General features: G+C 70.1%; 16 protein-coding genes. 9 read left to right on the top strand and 7 right to left on the bottom strand.

Features of this window, described 5'->3' with window-relative positions; translation table 11 throughout:
* The first annotated feature begins 2 nt into the window (after positions 1–2).
* Positions 3–2,084 (top strand): ABC transporter ATP-binding protein, encoded by a 2,082-nt coding sequence (locus QRN19_RS16280; protein WP_285028236.1) that lies wholly within the window; start codon positions 3–5, stop codon positions 2,082–2,084.
* A gap of 63 nt (positions 2,085–2,147) precedes the next feature.
* Here the strand turns inward: QRN19_RS16280 and QRN19_RS16275 are convergent, their stop codons facing one another.
* The gene (locus QRN19_RS16275; RefSeq protein WP_285028235.1) at positions 2,148–3,917 is read right to left on the bottom strand and encodes a NosD domain-containing protein; all 1,770 of its coding nucleotides are present in this window, start codon (positions 3,915–3,917) and stop codon (positions 2,148–2,150) included.
* Positions 3,918–4,006: 89 nt separating this feature from the next.
* Here QRN19_RS16275 and QRN19_RS16270 point away from each other — a divergent pair, with 89 nt between their 5' ends.
* Entirely contained in the window at positions 4,007–5,164 is a 1,158-nt protein-coding gene (locus QRN19_RS16270; protein WP_285028234.1) for an acyltransferase family protein, read from the top strand.
* On the opposite strand, the gene QRN19_RS16265 is transcribed toward QRN19_RS16270, so the two are convergent.
* Together QRN19_RS16265 and QRN19_RS16260 are read right to left on the bottom strand one after the other, a co-directional pair.
* Positions 5,161–6,261 (bottom strand): serine/threonine-protein kinase, encoded by a 1,101-nt coding sequence (locus tag QRN19_RS16265; RefSeq protein WP_285028233.1) that lies wholly within the window; start codon positions 6,259–6,261, stop codon positions 5,161–5,163. The two genes, QRN19_RS16270 and QRN19_RS16265, sit on opposite strands and share 4 nt — an antisense overlap.
* A 10-nt stretch (positions 6,262–6,271) precedes the next feature.
* A complete protein-coding gene (locus QRN19_RS16260; protein WP_285028232.1) occupies positions 6,272–6,739 on the bottom strand; it encodes an NUDIX domain-containing protein in 468 nt (155 codons plus the stop codon).
* A gap of 97 nt (positions 6,740–6,836) precedes the next feature.
* On the opposite strand from QRN19_RS16260, the gene QRN19_RS16255 reads away from it, so the two are divergent.
* Positions 6,837–7,841 carry an aldo/keto reductase gene (locus tag QRN19_RS16255; RefSeq protein WP_137243184.1) on the top strand — a complete coding sequence of 335 codons (1,005 nt, stop codon included), beginning with the start codon at positions 6,837–6,839 and terminating at the stop codon, positions 7,839–7,841.
* Positions 7,842–8,046: 205 nt separating this feature from the next.
* Here the strand turns inward: QRN19_RS16255 and QRN19_RS16250 are convergent, their stop codons facing one another.
* Entirely contained in the window at positions 8,047–11,520 is a 3,474-nt protein-coding gene (locus QRN19_RS16250) for a bifunctional proline dehydrogenase/L-glutamate gamma-semialdehyde dehydrogenase (protein WP_285028231.1), read from the bottom strand.
* An 89-nt stretch (positions 11,521–11,609) separates the two neighbouring features.
* Between QRN19_RS16250 and QRN19_RS16245 the strand changes: the two genes are divergently transcribed.
* Together QRN19_RS16245 and QRN19_RS16240 are read left to right on the top strand one after the other, a co-directional pair.
* On the top strand, positions 11,610–12,500 hold the full coding sequence (locus QRN19_RS16245; protein ID WP_285028230.1) for a LysR family transcriptional regulator: 891 nt from the start codon (positions 11,610–11,612) through the stop codon (positions 12,498–12,500).
* Between the two features lie 108 nt (positions 12,501–12,608).
* Entirely contained in the window at positions 12,609–13,478 is an 870-nt protein-coding gene (locus QRN19_RS16240) for an aldo/keto reductase (RefSeq protein WP_064293953.1), read from the top strand.
* A 130-nt stretch (positions 13,479–13,608) separates the two neighbouring features.
* On the opposite strand, the gene QRN19_RS16235 is transcribed toward QRN19_RS16240, so the two are convergent.
* Complete coding sequence (locus QRN19_RS16235; protein WP_285028229.1) at positions 13,609–14,358, bottom strand: IclR family transcriptional regulator; 750 nt, start codon at positions 14,356–14,358, stop codon at positions 13,609–13,611.
* Positions 14,359–14,554: 196 nt separating this feature from the next.
* On the opposite strand from QRN19_RS16235, the gene QRN19_RS16230 reads away from it, so the two are divergent.
* From QRN19_RS16230 to QRN19_RS16220, 3 genes are read left to right on the top strand one after another with little or no spacing between them, the layout of a single operon-like run.
* On the top strand, positions 14,555–15,280 hold the full coding sequence (locus QRN19_RS16230) for a CoA transferase subunit A (RefSeq protein WP_285028228.1): 726 nt from the start codon (positions 14,555–14,557) through the stop codon (positions 15,278–15,280).
* Positions 15,281–15,285: 5 nt separating this feature from the next.
* Complete coding sequence (locus QRN19_RS16225; protein WP_502928293.1) at positions 15,286–15,978, top strand: CoA transferase subunit B; 693 nt, start codon at positions 15,286–15,288, stop codon at positions 15,976–15,978.
* Positions 15,975–17,147, top strand: coding sequence for an acetyl-CoA C-acyltransferase (locus QRN19_RS16220; RefSeq protein WP_285028227.1), 1,173 nt, complete (start codon positions 15,975–15,977; stop codon positions 17,145–17,147). Before QRN19_RS16225 ends, QRN19_RS16220 begins: the two co-directional genes overlap by 4 nt.
* A 58-nt stretch (positions 17,148–17,205) precedes the next feature.
* On the opposite strand, the gene QRN19_RS16215 is transcribed toward QRN19_RS16220, so the two are convergent.
* Both QRN19_RS16215 and QRN19_RS16210 read right to left on the bottom strand, forming a co-directional pair.
* Positions 17,206–17,775: a dihydrofolate reductase family protein gene (locus QRN19_RS16215; RefSeq protein WP_086472568.1), complete on the bottom strand. Its 570-nt coding sequence runs from the start codon at positions 17,773–17,775 to the stop codon at positions 17,206–17,208.
* Between the two features lie 82 nt (positions 17,776–17,857).
* Positions 17,858–19,273: a glycoside hydrolase family 30 protein gene (locus QRN19_RS16210; RefSeq protein WP_285028226.1), complete on the bottom strand. Its 1,416-nt coding sequence runs from the start codon at positions 19,271–19,273 to the stop codon at positions 17,858–17,860.
* 190 nt (positions 19,274–19,463) lie between these two features.
* Between QRN19_RS16210 and QRN19_RS16205 the strand changes: the two genes are divergently transcribed.
* Positions 19,464–20,180, top strand: a complete 717-nt coding sequence (locus QRN19_RS16205) for an NUDIX domain-containing protein (RefSeq protein ID WP_285028225.1) — start codon at positions 19,464–19,466, stop codon at positions 20,178–20,180.
* Positions 20,181–20,183 lie beyond the last annotated feature (3 nt).

Below are 20,183 nucleotides of genomic sequence, written 5' to 3'. Positions count from 1 at the left end.
CCATGGCCCGTTCACCACGTGACAAGCGCTCCTCCGGCGCCTCGAAGGACACCGCTCAGGCTCCCGAGCTGAACGCGGTCGAGGAGGAGGCCCTCGCACCGGAGTTCACCCCGGGCGAGTCCGACGGCGACGTGTTCGGCGGCACCCCGTCGAAGAAGGCCGAGCAGTTCTGGCCCTCCGCGAAGCGACTCGTCGGTCTCCTCGCCCCCGAGAAGGTCAAGATGAGCATCGTCGTCGGGCTCGTCGTGCTCTCGGTCGTACTCACGGTCATCGCCCCGAAGATCCTCGGTCTCGCGATGGACGCGATCTTCAACGGCGTGATGGGCTCGCAGCTCCCGGCCGGCGCGACACTCGACCAGGTCGTCGACCAGGCACGCGCATCCGGCAACGACCAGTACGCCGACATGCTCGAGAAGTCGGACATCACCCCGGGGCAGGGCATCGACTTCACCCTGCTGGGCCGTCTGATCATCATCGTGCTCGGCATGTACATCGTCGCGTCGATCCTCAACTGGGCGCAGGGGTACATCCTCAACGGGCTCGTCATGCGCGTCGTCTACAACCTCCGTCGGGACATCGAGCGCAAGCTCAACCGCCTTCCGCTGAGCTACTTCGACACCCGTCAGCGCGGCGACCTCATGTCGCGTGTCACGAACGACGTCGACAACATCCAGACCGCCCTCCAGCAGGCGTTCTCGCAGCTCGTGCAGTCGGCCCTCACGGTGCTCGGCATCACGGCGATGATGTTCATCGTGTCGTGGCAGCTCGCACTCATCGCGCTGATCGCGCTGCCGCTGTCCGCTCTGATCGCCGGGGTCATCGGCTCACGGTCGCAGAAGCTCTTCACGGCGCAGTGGAAGAACACCGGCTCGCTCAACGGGCACATCGAGGAGTCGTTCTCGGGTCTCGAGCTCGTGCGGGTCTTCGGTCGCGACAAGGAGATGCTCGCCGAGTTCGACGAGCGCAACGAGAAGCTCTACACGGCGGCGTTCGGCGCGCAGTTCGTGTCCGGCATGATCATGCCGGCGATGACCTTCGTGTCGTACCTGTCCTACGTGCTCATCGCCGTCGTGGGGGGCCTCCGGGTCGCCTCCGGCCAGATGACCCTCGGCGACGCGACCGCGTTCATCCAGTACTCGCGTGAGTTCTCGCAGCCGCTCAGCCAGATCGCCGGCATGGCGAACCAGCTGCAGTCGGGCGTCGCGTCGGCCGAGCGCACCTTCGAGCTGCTCGACGCCGAGGAACAGGACCCGGAGACCGCGGACGCACACCTGCCCGAGCACACCGACGGCCACGTCGAGTTCGACGGCGTCTCCTTCAGCTACGACCCCGAGAAGCCGCTCATCGAGGACCTCTCCTTCTCCGCGCAGCCGGGTCAGACCGTCGCGATCGTCGGCCCGACCGGGGCCGGGAAGACGACCCTCGTGAACCTCGTCATGCGGTTCTACGAGCTCACGGGCGGTCGCATCCTGCTCGACGGCGTCGACATCACCGCCCTGACGCGCGCCGAGCTGCGGTCCCAGGTCGGGATGGTGCTGCAGGACGCCTGGTTGTTCGATGGGACGATCCGCGAGAACATCCGGTACGGCCGACTCGACGCGAGCGACGCAGAGGTCGTCGAGGCCGCTGAGGCGACGATGGTCGACCGCTTCGTGCGCCAGCTGCCCGACGGGTACGACACCGTGCTCGACGCGGACGGCGGCAGTGTCTCAGCCGGTGAGCGCCAGCTCATCACGATCGCCCGCGCGTTCATCGCGAAGCCGAAGCTGCTCATCCTCGACGAGGCGACGTCCTCCGTCGACACCCGGACGGAGCTGCTCGTGCAACACGCGATGGCCGCACTGCGTTCCGACCGCACCTCGTTCGTCATCGCCCACCGACTGTCGACCATCCGCGACGCGGACACGATCCTCGTGATGGAGAACGGCAGGATCGTCGAGCAGGGTTCGCACGCGCAGCTCCTCGAGGTCGACGGCGCGTACGCCGAGCTCTACCGCACGCAGTTCCGCGGCGGGGAGGAGCAGTCCGCGCTCGACGCGGCCGCGGCGAGCGGTTCAGACGCGGCGCCCGCGCAGCGCAGCTGATCCGACGACGACACCGACCACTCGGCGGGTGGACGCTCGATCTGCGAGTGCCCGCCCGCCGCGTCAGCTGATGGTCGTCGACCGCCAGGTGCCCTGATCGTTCACCCACAGTCGTCCGTTCCCGATGAGGATGTCGCCGGAGCGACCGCCGTACGGCCGCGCGAGCCCCATGTGCCGCGTGGAGAGGTAGCTCGTGTTCGGCTGCGCGTTCGCGTGCGCCGTGTTGTTCGACTCCCAGCGGTTGCCCTGCACCACCGAATGCCCGGTCGTGCCGAAGGTGTCGAGGCCGTACTCGCACTCGCGCGCGGTGTTGCCGATGATGGTCGCACCACCGGTGCAGTTGCTCACGGCGACCGCGACGCGGATGCGGTCGATGCGGTTCCCCGTGACCACGATCGAGCCGGCACCCTGGTGGAGCACCCCGAACCCGTTGGAGGTCGCGGCGCCGGTGACGGAGTTGCCGGAGACCACTGCGTCCTCGGTGAGGTACGACACGACACCGCCCACCGAGCCCGATGCGAGCGTGACGGCGACGCGGTTGCCTGAGACGACCGGTTGTCTCGTCCGATCGAGCGCGATCCCGATCGGACAGGTGCCGCCTGCGATGCGGACCACGTTGTCGGTGATGAGCGCGTCGACAGCACTGATGATGGTGTCCGAGCCCCGAGGCGGCGGTGCGGCCTGAGCCATGATGCCCGCGGCCGCGACACCGCGGATCTCGATGAGGTTCCCCGAGACCACGGTTCCCTGCGCGTCGCGGTAGAGCATCACGGGGCAGCGCTTGGGCCTCCAGGCGGACCCGTGGTCGTCATCGGCCGTCCGTGTCCAGCGCACCGTGTTCGCGACCAGGGCGACCGATCGGGTGTCGATGACGGCGAGACCCCACCAGGTCGCGTCGGACACGGTGTTGCCGGTCACGACGGTGTGGGCCATGCCCTCGACGGCGATGGACCGGCGGAACGGCCCGGTGACGACGTTGCCCTCGATCGTGACCATCGAGTCGGCCCAGGACCCGGGGTCGACCGCGAAGTCAGGCAGGTTCTCGGCGTGGATCCCGACCCGTGCGTCGGTGCCGGGGGCGGCCGAGACGATGTTGCCGACGACCGCCGAACGCGCACCCCACACGGTGATGCCGTCGCCGCGATCCTCACCCGCAGACGAGGTGGAGCCCCGCCCTCCGCCTGAGCCGACGATGTTCAGGACATGGCACGCGGAGATGACGACGCCCTCGAACTCACCTGACGGTTGCACGGCGATGCCGTTCTGGAACCCGTCGACGGTGACGCCGTCGATCAGGACGTCGCTCGCCCAGATGCTGATCCCGGTGTTGCGCTCACCCGTGCTCGACGGCGTCGGGCCCGCGTAACCGACCCGGATGCCGGTCACCGAGCTGCCCGCCACGATGAGCTTCAGCGCGGGTGCCGCCTCCACACCTCCGACGAACCGCAGCTCCCCTCGTCCGCGGAGGTGCACGCGACGGTCGATCCTGATCGTCGCGTCCACGGCGATGACGTCGCCGCCGCGGACGATCACGGTGCTGCCGGCCGGGACGGCCGCGAACCAGGCGACGACCGCGGCGGTGCTGACGGAAGCACCGGTCGGGTCGATCCCGGGACCCTCGAGCACGAGCTCGACGGGCGGGGCGGCCTGGGCGTCCGCGCTCCCGGTCGGCGCCGACGGCGCGGGGTCGGGGTCGGGCGGTGACGACGGGGCCTCGGGGTCGGATTCGAGATCGGGATCGAGGGCCGTCGGTTCGGGTTCCGGGACCGGTTCGGGTTCCGGTCCGGTCCCCCGCCACCGAGCTGTTCCGTCGCGCCATGCTGTCTTGTCCACAATCCACACAGTACAGAACCATGAGGCACAGAAGCATCGTAGAGTCGAAGTCCGGCGTGATCACCGCCGTCCGATCATTCAGGAGCACCATGCCGTCACCGGAGAACCGCGCGACCGGAGACCCGCGACACACCCGCCGACCGACACCCCGCGTCGATCACACCGCCTTCGCCGGCGCCCGTGCCATCGCCGCCTGGTGGGTGGTGTTCTCACACTCCGCGGACTGGCTGTTCTCCGTGCTCCCCGAACTCTCGTGGCTCGCGCCGATGGCCCACACCGGGCTCGCCGTGGACGTCTTCTTCGTCCTGAGCGGGTACACGATCGCCCGGGCCTACCTGGATCGGCGCTGGACCTGGCCCGCCTACGGTCGCTACCTCCGGAACCGCGTGGCGCGCCTCTACCCGGCACACGTGGCCGTGCTCCTCGCCTTCGTGTTGCTCTGTGTCGGCGGGGCGATGGCCGGCGTCCAGGCGGAAGACGGGGCGTTCCCGCCCATCGGCCTCCTCACCGAGCTCACCCTCACCCGCGCGTGGTTCGGCGACGCACTCTGGTGGAATCCACCCGCCTGGTCGCTGTCGGCCCAGTTCCTCGCGTTCATCCTGTTCCCGGTGTTCGCCCTCGCCCTCCGCGGGCGGATGCGCGGCCCGGTCCCGGCGATCGTCCTCGCTGTCGCGCTCATCTCCTCGACGACGATCGCCGCCGCCATCGCCCCGTCGGCGATGAACGGCATGGCGCCCCCGGCGCTCAGGGTGCTGTGCTGTTTCGTGCTCGGCAGCTGTGTGGCGGAGTGGACGGCAGCCCTCCCGGTCACCCGACGAGCGGCATGGGTCGCGGCGGGAGGCGCCGTCGGTCTCGTGGTGGCGGCGATCGCACTCGAACCCGGAGCACCACGGGCGTGGGCTGCGATCACCTTCGCAGGGATCATCGTCGGAGGCCTCGCGGTCGCGAGTCCGCGTTCCACCGCGGTGTTGCGCTGTCGCCCGGCGCGCATCCTGGGGCAGCTCTCGTTCTGCACATATCTCGTGCACGTCTTCGTGCTCATCCTGCTGGCGAAGGCGATCACGCCGAGCGCCGTCGACGGCATGCCACTCCTCCTCCGGGCCCCGATCCTGCTGGCCTGGTTCGGCTCGATCCTCGCCGCCTCCTGGCTACTTCACACGCTCGTGGAGGTGCCGTGGCATCGGAGACTCGCCGCGCCGCGGACGAGCCGGGTCGTCCCTGCCGACGGATCGGCCGCCGGCGCCTAGGCGTTCGTACCCGACAACGGACGCCGCGCCGCCCGGACGCCCGCCGCGATGCGCTCGGGGAGCCGCACCGCGGCGCTGACGAAGGCGAGTACCGCTACGGCGAGCGACACCCAGAGCACGGACCACGCTGCATCGGTGGGCGGGCCCAGCAGCAGCGAGGCCGCCGCGTCCCCGACGCCGCCGGGGATCGCGACCGACACCGCGACCACGAGGGCGAGCCGAGCAGCGCCGAGCAGGATGAGTGTCAGACCCGCCGCGAGCAGGACGCCGATCGCGGCTCCGGCGACCGTCCGGCTCGGGTTGCGGCGCCCCAGCCAGAGCAGGACCACCCCGAGGGCGAGGAGCCCGATCGCGAGCCAGGACGACCAACCGGCCGCCGTCTCGATCACCTGGATCACACCGAGCACCGGCGCGACCTGCGACGCCGGGACGACGTCGACCACGCGGTCGACGTCCGGGATGAGTGCCGCGAAACCGAACCCAGCGTCGACCAGCCATGTGCGGGTCGCGGAGACGATCGGTCCCAACTGCACGCCCAGGCCCTGTTCGGCCGAGACGTCGATGACGGCGCCCTGGGAACCGGAGACGCCCGCGACAAGCTGCTCATGCGTGACGCGGAGGGCCTCGGCCCAGGCGGTCGCGAACGCCGGCGAGGCCGCGAACTCGGCGATGTTCCGACGCAGGACCTCCCGAAGCGCGTCCGCGGTGTCGCCACCGATCGCGCCCAGCACCTCCGAGATCGCCGGCGGGAGCGAGAGGGTCGCCGCGAGGTCGGCCGGTGCTGCAGCCGCCGCATCGAGGTCGACCTGACTCTCCAGCGCGGCGAGCGCCTGGTCCCCCACGAATGCCTGGACGGCGGGGTCCGTGGCGAGCGGGGCGAGTGTGTTCACGAACGTGTCGGTGTCGCGGAGCATCGTGTCCGCCCAGGTGCTGACGAGGGCGACCGGGATCAACAGGGCGCCGATCACGATCGCCACCGTGCCGAAGAACCCCCAGGCGCCGCTGCCGCGTCGGACCGGCTGCTCGACGGCCTCCGCCCGGAGCGCGTCGAAGGTGACGAAGTCGTTGCGGGCGTCGGACGACGGGTGATCGGTCACGCGCCCGAGTCTACGAGTCGGCGTCGTCCGGGCGCCTGGGTCCGCGAGACCGCGCGATCGCTTCGACCGCCGCCACCGTCGACAGGGTCACCCGTTCCGGCAACGCGTCGAACGGGAACCACCGGAGACCGCCGTGCTTCTCCGGCTCTCGGAGTTCAGGTTCGCCGACGGCGCCCTCCGCGAGGTACACCGGCGAGATCCAGTGCTGGTGCAGTGCCTCCTCGAAATGGTCGACGACGCACAACAGCTCGATCGGTCCGAGCTCGAGCCCGGTCTCCTCCAATGCCTCGCGACGGACGGCGTCCTCGAGGCGTTCCATCCAGTCGACCTTCCCGCCGGGGATGCCCCAGGAGCCCGCCTCGGGTTCGCGGAGGCGCTCGAGGAGGAGTATCCGACCGCCGCGGACGATCGCGACACCGCACCCGGAGCGCGGGTGGTAGACGGGTTGTTCCGGTGAGGAAAGCGGGGTGGTCGACACGTGCTCACGCTACTCGACGCCGCACCGGTTCGGCCGTGAACGATCACGGTACGCTTGCTCCCGGCACCACGACGATTCGATGATGAAAGCGCAGACCATGCCCTACGAAGCAGCCGAAACCCGTTACGACGACATGACCTACCGCCGCGTCGGCCGCAGCGGACTGCGCCTCCCCGCGCTGTCCCTCGGTCTCTGGCACAACTTCGGCGAAGGCCGCAGCATCGAGGTCCAGCGGGCCATCGTGCGCCGCGCCTTCGACCTCGGAATCACCCACTTCGACCTCGCCAACAACTACGGCCCGCCCGCCGGTTCCGCCGAGACCGCGTTCGGCCGCATCTTCGCCGAGGATCTCGCGGCGCACCGTGACGAGATCATCATCACCTCGAAGGCCGGCTATTACATGTGGCAGGGGCCCTACGGCGAGTGGGGCTCGCGCAAGACCATGCTGTCCTCGCTCGACCAGAGCCTCGGCCGTATCGGCGTCGAGTACGTCGACGTCTTCTACTCGCACCGCCCCGACCCGGAGACCCCGATCGAGGAGACGATGGGCGCGCTCGCGACGGCGGTCAAGCAGGGCAAGGCGCTGTACGCGGGCATCTCGAACTACTCCCCGGAGCAGACCATCGCCGCGGCGGCCGCGCTTCGTGAGCACGGTGTCCCGCTGCTCGTGCACCAGCCGCGCTACTCGATGTTCTCCCGCGAGGTCGAGGACGGCTTGCTCGACACCCTCGACGACCTCGGTCTCGGCGCCGTCGTGTTCAGCCCGCTCGCGCAGGGCATGCTGACCGACCGCTACCTCGGCGGAACGGTCCCGTCGGACTCACGTGCGGCGACGAGCCACTTCCTCAACGAGGAGTCGATCACGGACACCTACCTCCAGCGCGCCCGCGGCCTCCAGACGATCGCCGAGGAACGTGGCCAGACGCTCGCGCAGCTGGCGCTCTCGTGGGTGCTGCGTCGCGACACGGTCACGTCGGCGATCATCGGCGCCAGCTCGGTCGAGCAGCTCGAGGGCAACTACGCGGCGATCCACCGCCTGGACTTCGACGACGCCGAGCTCGCCCGCATCGACGAGTTCGCCGTCCACGGCACCCTCCGCTGACCTCAGCTCACTTCGCCCGACCCCCTCGCTCTGTCCCTGTCTCAGGACGCCCCCGGCGCGTCACCCCCGCACCCACCCGACACGCCGCAGCCCTCCTGAGACAGGTTCACAACTCAGGAGGACGACGGCGCGTCGCGCAGAACGCCCCGGCGTGTCGGGATGACACGCCGGGGCGTTCCTGAGTTGCGAACCGAGCGGGGTCGGGTCAGATGAGGTCGTCCGAGAGGTGGTTCGGCGTGCCGAAGCGGTGCGCCGTGATCGAGACCGCCTGCTCCTGGAGGAACGGCAGCAGCTCGATGCGGCCGGCCTCGGTGACGTCGCCCGCGTAGATCGCGACGTCGGGGCTGCCGGAGGTCGCGTGGGCGACACCCTCGGTCGTCCCACCGATGATCCGGACGCGTGCGCCGGCTTTCGTCCCGACGAGCGAGGCGGCGGTCACGTACCAGCGGTCCTCGCTCTCGACGGTGATCCCACCGGCGATGGCCTCGACGGCGGGGACGAGCTTCGGGGGCAACGCGACGGCGGAGGACACGTGCACGGTCGCGCCCGCGGTCGCACCGGCGGCGACGACGCGGAGGAGTTCCGCGACCGAACCGCCGTCGACGAGACGCACGTGCACCTCACGCGGCACGTACCGGAACACGTTGCGCTCGGCGGTCAGCTTCGAGACGTCCTTCGCGACCCCGAACTCGTCCGCCCACGCGGCTGCGTCACTCGCGACCGACCGGCGCAGGAACGCGAACTCGTCGGCGGTGAGCACCGCGTCAGCGGCACGCAGCAACGAGGCGACAGCAGGCTTCGGGCCACGGCGCTCCGCCGACCGACCGACGGTGCGCTCAGCCGTGCTCTCGGCGCTCGACCACGAGCCGAGGCCGATGAGGTAGTTCGGCCCACCGGCCTTCGTCCCCGCACCGACCGCGGACTTCTTCCAACCTCCGAACGGCTGACGCTGCACGATCGCGCCGGTGATGCCGCGGTTCACGTACAGGTTGCCGGCCTGGATGCCGTCGAGCCAGAGGCGCAGCTCGGCCGGGTTCAGCGAGTGCAGGCCGGCGGTGAGGCCGTAGTCGATCTCGTTCTGGATGGCGATGGCCTCCTCGAGGGTCTCGGCCGTCATGACACCGAGGATCGGGCCGAAGTACTCGGTCAGGTGGTACTCGGAGCCGCGGGCGACACCGGCACGCACGCCGGGGCTCCACAGCTTGCCGCTGTCGTCGAGCTGCTTCGGCTCGACGAGCCACGACTCACCGGAGCCGAGCGTCGTCAGGCCACCGAGCAGCTTGCCCTTCGCCGGCTCGATGATCGGACCCATCTGCGTGGTCGGGTCGACCGGGTAGCCGACCTTGAGCGACGTGACGGCGTCGACGAGCTGGTGACGGAAGCGGCGCGAGGACGCGACCGACCCGACGAGGATCACGAGCGACGCGGCCGAGCACTTCTGGCCGGCGTGACCGAAGGCCGATGCGACGACGTCCTTCACCGCGAGGTCGAGGTCGGCGCTCGGCGTGACGATGATCGCGTTCTTGCCGGACGTCTCGGCGAGGAGCGGCAGCTCGGGCCGGAAGGAGCGGAACAGCTCCGCGGTCTCGTAGCCACCGGTGAGGATGACGCGCTCCACCGCGGGGTGGGCGATCAGGCGCTCACCGAGCGAGTTGTCGGCCAGCTGCGCGAAGCGGAGCACCTCGCGCGGCACGCCGGCCTCCCACAGCGCCTCGATCATGACGGCACCGCTGCGGCGGGCCTGACGGGCGGGCTTGATGATGACGGGCGAGCCGGCGGCGAGCGCCGCGAGGGTCGAGCCGGCGGGGATGGCGACGGGGAAGTTCCACGGCGGGGTGACGACGGTGAGCTTCGCGGGGGTGAAGGTCGCGCCGTCCACGTGGTCGAGCTCGCGGGCGCGCTCGGCGTAGTAGTGGGCGAAGTCGATCGCCTCGGACACCTCGGGGTCGGACTGGTCGAGGGTCTTGCCGGTCTCGGAGGCCATGACCTCCATGAGGTCGGCACGACGCTGCTCGAGGACGTCGCCGGCGCGGTGCAGGATGACCGCGCGCTCGGCGCCGGAGAGCGAGCCCCACGAGGCACCCGCTGCGGTCGCTCCGTCGATGACGGCGTCGAGGGCTTCGATGCTGTCGAGGATGGACGCGGCGACGGTGTCGTTCCCGAGCCGCGACTCGGTGACGCGGGTGAGGATGTCGCGTCCCCACACCCGGTTCGCCGGGAGCGAGGGGTCGGTGTCGGGGGTGTTCTCGAACGCGTCGACCGGGGAGGCCTCGGCGGGCTTCGTGCGGTCCTGCTGCCGGTTCGGCGCGGGGACGGTGGTGTCCAGCTCCGCGAGCGACGCGAGGAACCGCTGCTCCTCACGGGCGAAGAGGGTCTCGTTCTCGCTCAGCTCGAACACGGCGGACATGAAGTTGTCCTGGCTCGCACCCTCCTCCAGGCGACGGATGAGGTACGCGATGGCGACGTCGAACTCCTGCGGGTGCACGACCGGCGTGTAGAGCAGGAGCTCGCCGACGTCGCGCTTCACAGCCTCGGCCTGCCCCTGGGCCATGCCGAGCAGCATCTCGAACTCGACGCCACGCTCGACGCCCCGCTGCTTGGCGAGCAGCCAGGCGAAGGCGATGTCGAAGAGGTTGTGGCCGGCGACACCGATGCGCACGTTGTCGATGCGGTCGGGGTGCAGGGCGTACTCGACGACGCGCTTGTAGTTGGTGTCGGAATCCTGCTTGGTGGACCAGGTGGCGAGCGGCCAGTCGTGGAGGGACGACTCGACCTGCTCCATGGGGAGGTTGGCGCCCTTGACGATGCGCACCTTGATGCCGGCGCCGCCCGCGGCACGACGACCGGCCGACCACTCCTGGAGACGGATCATCGCGGAGAGGGCATCGGGCAGGTAGGCCTGCAGGACGATGCCGGCCTCGAGGTCGTGGAACTGCGGGAGGTCGAGGAGCTTGGTGAAGACCGCGATGGTGAGGTCGAGGTCCTTGTACTCCTCCATGTCGAGGTTGATGAACTTCGCAGGTGTGGCTTTGGCGGCACGCTCGAACAGCGGGGTGAGGCTCGTGACGACGTGCTCGACCGCTTCGTCGAACGCCCACACCGAGTGCGGGCTGACCGTCGACGACACCTTGATCGACACGTAGTCGACGTCGGGGCGCGCGAGCAGCTTGTGCGTGCCCTCGAGACGACGCGCGGCTTCACCCGTACCGAGGACGGCCTCGCCGAGCAGGTTGACGTTGAGCCGGGTGCCGGGCGTCTTGATCTTCGCGATGGCGGGACCGAGCTTCTTGTCGGTGGCGTCGACGACGAGATGACCGACCATGTTGCGGAGCACCTTGCGGGAGATCGGGATGACGACGCCGGGCAGGATCGGGGCGAACGCACCGCCGCAGCGGACGGCCGCCTTCAAGTACCAGGGGAGGAACGCGGGCACCTTCGGAGCGATCGTCTGCAGGGTGCGGGCCGCGACGCGGAGGTCCTCCGGACGCACGACGCCGTCGACGAAGCCGACCGTGAACTCGAGGCCGGTCGGGTCCTTCAGCACACCGGCGAGCTGCTGCGCGGAGGCGTCGGCGGGGATCGTCGAGGCCGTCTGGAGCCAGCGGCGGACGAGGGCGATGGCCTCGGTGGCGAGGGCGTCGCGGTCGAGCTGCTGCGTCGATGCAAGAGTGTCGGTCATGGTGCCAGTATCGGCGTCCGGACCAATAAGATACAGCGAAGGTTTTCGAATGATATCCTTCGGTTGAGCCGATGGTTTGGGGGGGCACCGTGCTGGACGTCCGACGGCTCCGCCTCCTGCGCGAACTCAAGATCCGCGGGACGATCGCCGAGGTCGCCGACGCCCTCAACTTCAGCCCCTCCTCCGTGTCGCAGCAGCTCTCCGTCCTCGAGCAGGAGACCGGTGTCGAGCTCCTGCGGAAGGTCGGTCGACGGGTGCAGCTCACTCCGCAGGCAGAGATCCTCGTGGGACACACGGACGCCCTCCTCGACACGCTCGAGCGCGCCGAGGCCGACCTCGGGGCGTCCCTCACGACCGTGTCGGGCACCATCCGCGTCGCGGTCTTCCAGTCGGCGGCGCTCGCACTCATGCCGGCTGCCCTCAGCGCCATGCGACGCGACCACCCGGACGTCCGCGTGGAGATGGTGCAGCACGAACCGGAGACCGCCCTGGCCGAGACCTGGGCGCGCGACTTCGACGTCGTGGTCGCGGAGCAATACCCCGCCCACGCCGCACCACGGCACCCCGGACTCGACCGCCGTCAGCTCGCCACCGACCCGATCCGACTCGCGTGCCCGCCGGTCGCGAACGAGATCCACCCGGTCCTGCGCATCGAGGACGCGGCCGACCTCCCCTGGGTGATGGAGCCGCACGGGGCGGCGTCGCGACACTTCGCCGAGCAGTTGTGCCGCCGTGCCGGGTTCGAGCCCGACGTCCGTTACCAGACCGCCGACCTCCAGGCGCAGATCCGGTTGATCGAGTCCGGCAACGCGGTCGCCCTCATCCCCGACCTCCAGTGGGCGGGCGAACCGGCCAGCTGTCGCCTCGTCGACCTGCCCGACCTCCCGCGACGCACCATCTTCACCTCCGCGCGCGAGGCCGGGGTCACCCGCCCGGCGATCGTCGCCTTCCGCGCCGCCCTCGAGGCAGCGGCGGCATAGCCGGGACGGGCGGGAACGCTGCCAGCGAACGCGGCGCGCAAGGGGGGTGCGCCTCCCAGCCTCCGGTGCTTGGCTGGAACTCCCGCATTCCTCCGAAGGAGCACCCGCATGACCGACACCACCACCCGTCCCGCAACCGCCGCAGGCACCTTCGCCCTCGGCGGCGACCTCACCGTCAACCGACTCGGCTACGGCACCATGCAGCTCACCGGCGAGGGCGTCTGGGGCGAGCCCGACGACCGCGACGGCGCCATCCGCCTGATCAAGCGCGCAGCTGAGCTCGGCGTGAACTTCTTCGACAGCGCCGACGCCTATGGCCCCGACGTCACCGACACCCTTCTCCGCGAGGCACTGCACCCCTACGACGACATCGTGATCGCGACGAAGGTCGGACAGACGCGACAGGGTCCCGGCGAGTGGACGCCCACCGGCGTTCCCGCCTACCTCCGCCAGCAGGTCGAGCTCGGCCTCCGCCGCCTCGCCGTCGACCGCATCGACCTGCTGCAGTTGCACCGGATCGACCCGACCGTGCCGTTCGAGGACCAGATCGGCGAGCTGCGCAAGCTGCAGGACGAGGGCAAGATCCGGCACATCGGCCTCAGCCAGGTCAGCGTCGCCGAGGTCGAAGCGGCCCAGCAGATCGCTCCGATCGCGTCGGTGCAGAACCTCTACAACCTCACCGACCGCTCCTCTGAGGACCTCCTCGACTGGTCGACCGAGCACGGCGTCGCCTTCATCCCGTGGTTCCCGCTGGCGACCGGCGCCCTCAGCAAGGAGGACGGCCCGCTCACGCAGCTCGCCGAGCGACACGACGCGACCCCATCGCAGCTCGCGCTGGCCTGGCTGCTCAAGCGCTCGCCCGTCATGCTCCCGATCCCGGGGACGTCGAGCATCGAGCACCTCGAGGACAACCTGCAGGGCGCGACGATCGAGCTCACCGACGACGAGTTCGAGGAGCTGTCCGCCGTCTCGGAGTAGTGCTTCCACCGCCCCTCGACAGGCGCAGGGACCGCACCGCCGGACACCGCCCTTCGACAGGCTCAGGGACCGGACCGTGGCCACTGAGCTTGTCGAAGTGCGGCGCAGATCAGGGACCCGACCACCCGGCTCAGCGGAGCCGCTTGGACAGTTCGTGCGCCTGCTCCAGCAGCAGACCACCGAGGAACGCCTGGCGCTCAGGCCGGAACCGGGATTCGATCCCGGTGAGACTGAGCGCCCAGGCGGGCTTCCCCGCCGCATCGAAGACCGCCGCACCCATCCCCCAGCTGCCCTCCAGGATGAGCGCCGGGTTCACCGCGTACCCGCGCTCGCGCGTCTCGCGGATCCGGTCGCGCACGCGGTCGGCGGCGTGGGCCTCGCCCCACCGCTCGACGAGGTCGGCGCGACCCAGGTAGTCGTCGATCTCCTCGTCGCTCGAGAACGCGAGGATCGCCAGCCCAGCCGACGCGACCCCCAGCGGGAAGCGGACGCCCTCCGTCAGCACGAACGAGCGCACCGGGAAGCTCCCCTCCTCCCGCAGCAGGCACACGGTCTCGAAGCCGCGACGCACCGAGAGGAAGGCGCTCTCGCCGCTCTCGTGCGCGAGGATCCGCACGCTCTCCCGGGCGAGCTCGGCGACGTCGTACCGCTCCGCGGCGAGCGATCCGAGGAGGAACAGCTCAGGACCGAGGTGCCACCGGGCCGCGCGGGCGTCGTGGTCGAGGAAGCCCTCGGCGGCGAGCGAGGCGAGCAGGCGGTGCGCCGTCGGCCGGGTGAGTCCGGCGGCCGCGGCCACCGCCGAAGACGACGCCCCACCGGGATGCTCCGACACGATCTTCAGGATCCGGCTCACTCGTGAGACGACCTGGGCGCCGCGCATCCCCTCAGCCACGTCGCACCATCAGCTTGTCCACATGGTGAGCCTACGCCGCAGCCGGGACCACGTCATGAGTAAATCCTGGATCGGGCCCGATGCCACCTTTGACACCGCAGGAACGCTGTGACTGACTACTGGAGAGACGACCGGCCGGAACCACCATGTGGGCAGGCCGGTCCGCCATCCACAAGGGAGTGACATGACGAAACACTGGTCGAGCGCCGCCGAGGCGCTGCACGAGGTCGTCCGGGACGGAGCGACCATCGCGGTCGGCGGTTTCGGCCTGAGCGGCAACCCGACGGACCTCATCGAGGCCCTCCGGGACACGGGTGCCACCGACCTCACGATCGTCTCCAACAACATGGGCGTCGACGGCAAGGGTCTCGGCATCCTCCTCGAGAACCGTCAAGTGCGGAAGGTCGTCGCGTCGTACGTGGGCGAGAACAAGCTCTTCGCCAAGCAGTTCCTCGACGGCGAGCTCGAGGTCGAGTTCACCCCGCAGGGCACGCTCGCCGAGCGGCTGCGTGCGGGCGGTGCCGGTATCGCCGGGTTCTACACGAAGACCGGCGTCGGCACCCCGGTCGCCGAGGGCAAGCCGACGGAGGTGTTCGACGGCGAGACCTACGTCCTCGAGCGCGGCATCGTGGCCGACCTGGCCCTCGTGCACGCGTTCCGCGCCGACCGCGAGGGCAACCTCGTCTTCCGCCACACGGCACGGAACTTCAACCCGATCGTCGCGACCGCCGGCCGACTGACGATCGCCGAGGCCGAGGAGGTCGTCGAGGACGGCTACCTCGATCCGAACACCGTCGTCACCCCCGGCATCTTCGTCCAGCGCCTCGTCACGGCGACGCCGCGGGTGAAGGACATCGAACAGCGCACCGTCCGTCCGGCGGCCGCCACCACGACACCGGCAGGAGCCTGATCATCATGTGGACGAGAGACGACATGGCCGCGATCGCGGCGACCGAACTCCGCGACGGCGAGTACGTGAACCTCGGCATCGGCATCCCCACGCTCGTCGCGAACCACGTCCCACCGGGGATCCACGTCACGCTGCAGAGCGAGAACGGCCTCCTCGGCATGGGTCCGTTCCCGATCGAGGGCGAGGAGGACGCCGACCTCATCAACGCCGGGAAGCAGACGGTCACGCTCCTCGACGGCGGGAGCTACTTCGACTCGGCGACCTCGTTCGGCATGATCCGCGGCGGTCACGTGCAGCTGGCCATCCTCGGCGCGCTGCAGGTGTCGGGTGCCGGCGACCTCGCGAACTGGACGATCCCGGGCAAGCTCGTCAAGGGGATGGGCGGTGCGATGGACCTCGTGGCCGGGACGCCGCGGGTGGTCGTCGTCACCGAGCACGTCGCGAAGGACGGCAGCCCGAAGATCGTCGAGCGGTGCGATCTGCCGTTGACCGGCGTCGGTGTCGTCGACCGCATCATCAGCGACCGCGCCGTCTTCGATATCGTCGAGGGGGCGCTCGTCCTGCGGGCCTTCGCGCCCGACACGAGCGTCGCCGAGCTGCGCACCCTGACGGGCGCGGAGTTCTCCGTCGAACTCGACCCCACCACCACCGGCGAGGTGCCGACCGCACCCGCCACGCCTCAGGAGGCACACGCATGAGCACCGTCATCGTCGGGTACGCCCGCACCCCGTTCGTGAAGTTCAACGGGGCGTTCGCGTCCGTGCCGGCCACCGAGCTCGGCGCCCACGCCATCCGCGCGGCACTGTCGCGGGCGGGAGTGGACGCCGCCGACGTCCAGCAGGTGATCGCCGGCCAGGTGCTGCAGGGCGCCGCCGGCCAGAACCCCGCTCGGCAGTCCGCCGTCGGCGCCGACATCCCCTTCACCGTCCCCGCCATCACCGTCAACGCCGTGTGCCTCTCCGGCATGGAGGCGATCGTCACCGGTACGCGTCTCATCGACGCCGGCGAGGTCGACGTCGTCGTCGCGCTCGGCCAGGAGTCGATGAGCCTCGCCCCGCACGCCTGGTCGGGCTCGCGCGCCGGCAAGCGCTACGGCGCCATCGAGCTCGTCGACACCCTCGACCACGACGGCCTGACCGATGCGTTCGAGCACCGGTCGATGGGGTCGTCCACCGAGGAGCGCAACGGCTCGCTCGGCATCGCACGCCCGGAGCAGGACGCCTGGGCGGCCGGGTCGCACCAGCGGCTCGCAGCGGCGGCGGACATCCAGGCCGAGGAGATCGAACCCTTCTCCGTGCCCGCCCGCAAGGGTCCGACGGTCGTGAGCGCCGACGACGGCCTCCGCGCCGACACCACCGCCGAGTCGCTGGCCGGGCTGCGTCCCGCATTCGGCGGCGAGGGCACGATCACTGCTGGCAACTCCTCTCAGATCACCGATGGAGCGGCCGCGGTCGTGCTCATGAGCGAGGAGGCGGCTGCGGCCCGCGGACTCACCCCGATCGCCCGCGTGGTCGCGCACGCGCTCGTCGCCGGACCTGACGTCAGCCTGCACGCCCAGCCCTCCAATGCGATCGTCGCGGCCCTCGCCAAGACGTCGCACACGACGAGTGACCTCGCGGCGGTCGAGATCAACGAGGCGTTCGCCGCCGTGTCGGTCCACTCGACCGACGAGCTCGGCGTGGACCCCGCGATCGTGAACGCGAACGGCGGCGCGATCGCCCTCGGCCACCCGATCGGCGCCTCCGGTACCCGGATCGTCGGGCACCTCGCCCGGCGCCTCGCCGCCGCCGGCTCGGGTTCGATCGGTGCCGCCGGCATCTGCGGCGGTGGCGGCCAGGGCTCCGCGATCATCCTCGAGGCCGTCTGATCCGCGAGATGACGCGTCTGGTCGCTCCCGGGGCATCCCCGCGACAGACTGACTCACCTCAGACGGGCTCGCCGGTGACGGTATAGCGGAGGTGCACGACGCCGGCCTCGAAGCGACGCTCGTCGACGAGTTCCAGGCGTCGCCGGAGGTTGGCCGGCAGCGCACGCAGGCCGCCACCGACGATCACCGGCGAGAGGAACAGCTGCACCTCGTCGACGAGCCCAGCGGCCATCGCCTCGGCTGCGAGATGCGGGCCACCGACGCTGAGGTCGCGGTCCGATTCCGCCTTCCACCGGCGCACGGCCTCCGGGTCGAACGATCGCTCGAGCGTCGTCCGGGCCGTCGATACCGCATCGAGCGACGTCGAGTACACGACCTTGTCGGCTGCGAGCCACAGTGCCGCGAAGTCGGTGATCTCGCGAGGCTCGTCCGGCAGCTCGTCCGCCGTCTCCCAGAACGTCATGATCTCGTACATGCGTCGGCCGAACAGGTAGGTGCCGATCGGCCGGGAGAGCTCGTTCACGAAGGCGTGCACCTCGGCGTCCGGTGCGCTCCAGTCGAAGCGGCCCTCCTCATCGGCGAGGTAGCCGTCGAGCGAGCTGATCGCCGAGTAGATGAGCCTTCCCATGTGTCCTCCGTCGCCAGTGCCGGTACGCGAGAGGCTAGGCCGCAGAGGCGACCGCCCACAAGGGGTGGCTCCAGCACCGCGGTCAGGCGGGCGGGATGACGAGCGTCGCGAAGGAGTCGGCCGGCAGGGTCGGGGTGATGACGTCGTCGCCCACCACGATCTGGACCGGGAGCGGTTCACCGAGGTCGTTCTGCATCACGAGCACGACGCCGCCGTCCGGGTTGCGGAAGGCGAGCAGGTTCTCGTGCCCGGTCCAGCTCATCGTGGCGAGCCGCTGTGCCCCCGGTTGCAGGAAGTGCCCCAGGTGCCGCATGAGGAAGTACTCGTGGGTGTAGCGGAAGGTCCGGGTCTCGGGGTCCACGACGACGAGCGAGTTCTGCGCCCAGCCCCAGCGGCTGACCCCGCCCTCCGTGAGCGCGAGGTTCCAGTACGTGTAGGCCTGCGCACCGTTCGTGAAGAAGTGTCGCATGAGTCCCCAGGTGTGCCGCACGAAGCGCCAGTCGTTCCGGCCGTCGCCGCACTCCTGCTCGGTCTGGTAGAGCGCGAGGTCCGGGTGGGCGTGATGTACGGCAGCGATCGCGCCCTTGCCCGCCCACTGGAATCCGACTCCGGCGACCCATGGGCCGGCCGCCGGATCCTGGAGCACAGTCTCGATCTGCGCGTCGTGCGGCCGCTCCTGTGTGCCGAGGAAGACCCGCACTCCGAGACGGTCCATCTCCGGCCCGAGGACCGCGATGAACCGCGCGAGCCCCTCGGCCGTCCACACGCAGCTCGGGAACACCTGCGCCGAGTTGAACTCGTTCTGCGGCATGACCATCTCGACGCGGATGCCCTCCTGGCCGTAGGCCTCGACGAAGCGGGCGAAGTACCGGGCGTAGGTCTCGAGGTAGCGGTCTTCGAGGATGAACAGATCGGTCCCCTCGGCGCCCAGCTGGTCGTCACGGATGCCGTTGTCGACGCCGGACCCCGGCCATGGGCGCGCGGCCGCGTAGTGCCCGTTCGTCTTCATCCAGGTGGGCGGGCTCCACGGCGACGCCCAAAGACGCAGGTCGCCCTGGTACCGCTGCGCCGCCTGGATGAAGGGGACGAGCGTCGCGCGGTCGTGATCGATGCTGAAGTGCTCGAGGTCGAAGTCGCCGTCGACCTCGTCGTAGGAGTACCAGTCGGTGGAGAAGTCGTTGGCACCGACGGGCATACGGCAGAGCGAGAAGTTCAATCCTGCACCCGGCGTGAAGAGGTCCGACAGGATGCCCTCGCGGTCCTCCTCAGACAGGAGCCCCAGCGCCGTCCAGCCGAGTTCGTTGAAACACCCGCCGATGCCGTCGACGGTCTGCTGCGGGTTCGCCACGTCGACCACGACGTTCGGCATCCCCGCCAACCGGCCGAACCCGAGCGGTTCCTGTTTCTGCCAGAGGACGTCCTGAGTGGTGACGACCCAGGCGACCGAGCGCGTCGACGCGGTGGCGCTGTGGCTGTTGGCGGGACTGCTGCTCGTCATCGAGTGCCTTTCGAGGGGGGTCCTCCGTGGACCGCGACCGGTGCTCCCACCAGTATGTTGCAGAACCCGCGAAAACCGAAGAGCGGTCGCCATTCGATCCGTCGGACGCCGGTCGCGTCGTCGCCAGCCGAGCGGCGCACCCGGGGGATTCCCCTGGTCCGCCGTTCACGGGCGGTCGTACACTCGGTGGATGGCCGATCCCACGACGGTCCGGGAGCCGCAACCCGGAGCAGACCTCCCCGACGCCCGGGGACGCACCGGTCTGCACCGGACCGGCCTCGATCTCACCGGGAACCCACGCGTCCAGGTGACCGATGTGGAACTGGTCGCCGCCGCCTGGCACGTCCTCCGCCGGACGACCCTGCGGGTCCAGGACCGCTCAGGCACCTGGTCGACGCAGCAGCGCGAGACCTACGACCGCGGCAACGGCGCGACCATCCTGCTCTACCACGGTGCCTCCCGGAAGGTCCTGCTCACCAGGCAGTTCCGCTACCCGGCGTACGTCAACGGACACCCGACCGGCGAGCTCATCGAGACGGCCGCCGGCCTGCTCGACGACGACGATCCCGAGACGGCGGTCGCCCGCGAGGCCCGCGAGGAGACCGGGTTCGCGGTCGAGACCGTCCAGCACGTCTTCGACGCCTTCATGAGCCCCGGCTCCGTGACCGAGCGCCTGCACTTCTACGCGGCCGAGTACGACCCCGCTGCGCGTCGCGGCGATTGGGGCGGGCTCGCCGAGGAGGGCGAGGAGATCGAACTCCTCGAACTCGACATCGACGACGCCATCGCCCGCATCGGCGACGACATCATCGACGCGAAGACCATCATGCTGCTGCAGTGGGCGAGGCTCTCCGGCCCGTTCGCGACGGCACCGACGCCTGTTCCGCCTGCACCGCCCGCACGCTAGTAC

It is taken from the genome of Plantibacter sp. ME-Dv--P-122b, assembly GCF_030209375.1.
Taxonomy (GTDB): domain Bacteria; phylum Actinomycetota; class Actinomycetes; order Actinomycetales; family Microbacteriaceae; genus Plantibacter.
The sequence above is the reverse complement of the archived record's forward strand: the minus strand, read 5'-3'. Positions and strand labels throughout refer to the sequence as shown.

What these genes read in the sequence shown, in the direction of transcription:
- QRN19_RS16225 (WP_502928293.1), top strand. Translation starts at nt 15,286, where the DNA reads ATGTGGACGAGAGACGACATGGCCGCGATCGCGGCGACCGAACTCCGC.
- QRN19_RS16255 (WP_137243184.1), top strand. Translation starts at nt 6,837, where the DNA reads ATGCCCTACGAAGCAGCCGAAACCCGTTACGACGACATGACCTACCGC.
- QRN19_RS16250 (WP_285028231.1), bottom strand. Translation starts at nt 11,520, where the DNA reads ATGACCGACACTCTTGCATCGACGCAGCAGCTCGACCGCGACGCCCTC.
- QRN19_RS16280 (WP_285028236.1), top strand. Translation starts at nt 3, where the DNA reads ATGGCCCGTTCACCACGTGACAAGCGCTCCTCCGGCGCCTCGAAGGAC.
- QRN19_RS16235 (WP_285028229.1), bottom strand. Translation starts at nt 14,358, where the DNA reads ATGCGCGGCGCCCAGGTCGTCTCACGAGTGAGCCGGATCCTGAAGATC.
- QRN19_RS16220 (WP_285028227.1), top strand. Translation starts at nt 15,975, where the DNA reads ATGAGCACCGTCATCGTCGGGTACGCCCGCACCCCGTTCGTGAAGTTC.
- QRN19_RS16240 (WP_064293953.1), top strand. Translation starts at nt 12,609, where the DNA reads ATGACCGACACCACCACCCGTCCCGCAACCGCCGCAGGCACCTTCGCC.
- QRN19_RS16230 (WP_285028228.1), top strand. Translation starts at nt 14,555, where the DNA reads ATGACGAAACACTGGTCGAGCGCCGCCGAGGCGCTGCACGAGGTCGTC.
- QRN19_RS16215 (WP_086472568.1), bottom strand. Translation starts at nt 17,775, where the DNA reads ATGGGAAGGCTCATCTACTCGGCGATCAGCTCGCTCGACGGCTACCTC.
- QRN19_RS16205 (WP_285028225.1), top strand. Translation starts at nt 19,464, where the DNA reads ATGGCCGATCCCACGACGGTCCGGGAGCCGCAACCCGGAGCAGACCTC.
- QRN19_RS16210 (WP_285028226.1), bottom strand. Translation starts at nt 19,273, where the DNA reads ATGACGAGCAGCAGTCCCGCCAACAGCCACAGCGCCACCGCGTCGACG.
- QRN19_RS16270 (WP_285028234.1), top strand. Translation starts at nt 4,007, where the DNA reads ATGCCGTCACCGGAGAACCGCGCGACCGGAGACCCGCGACACACCCGC.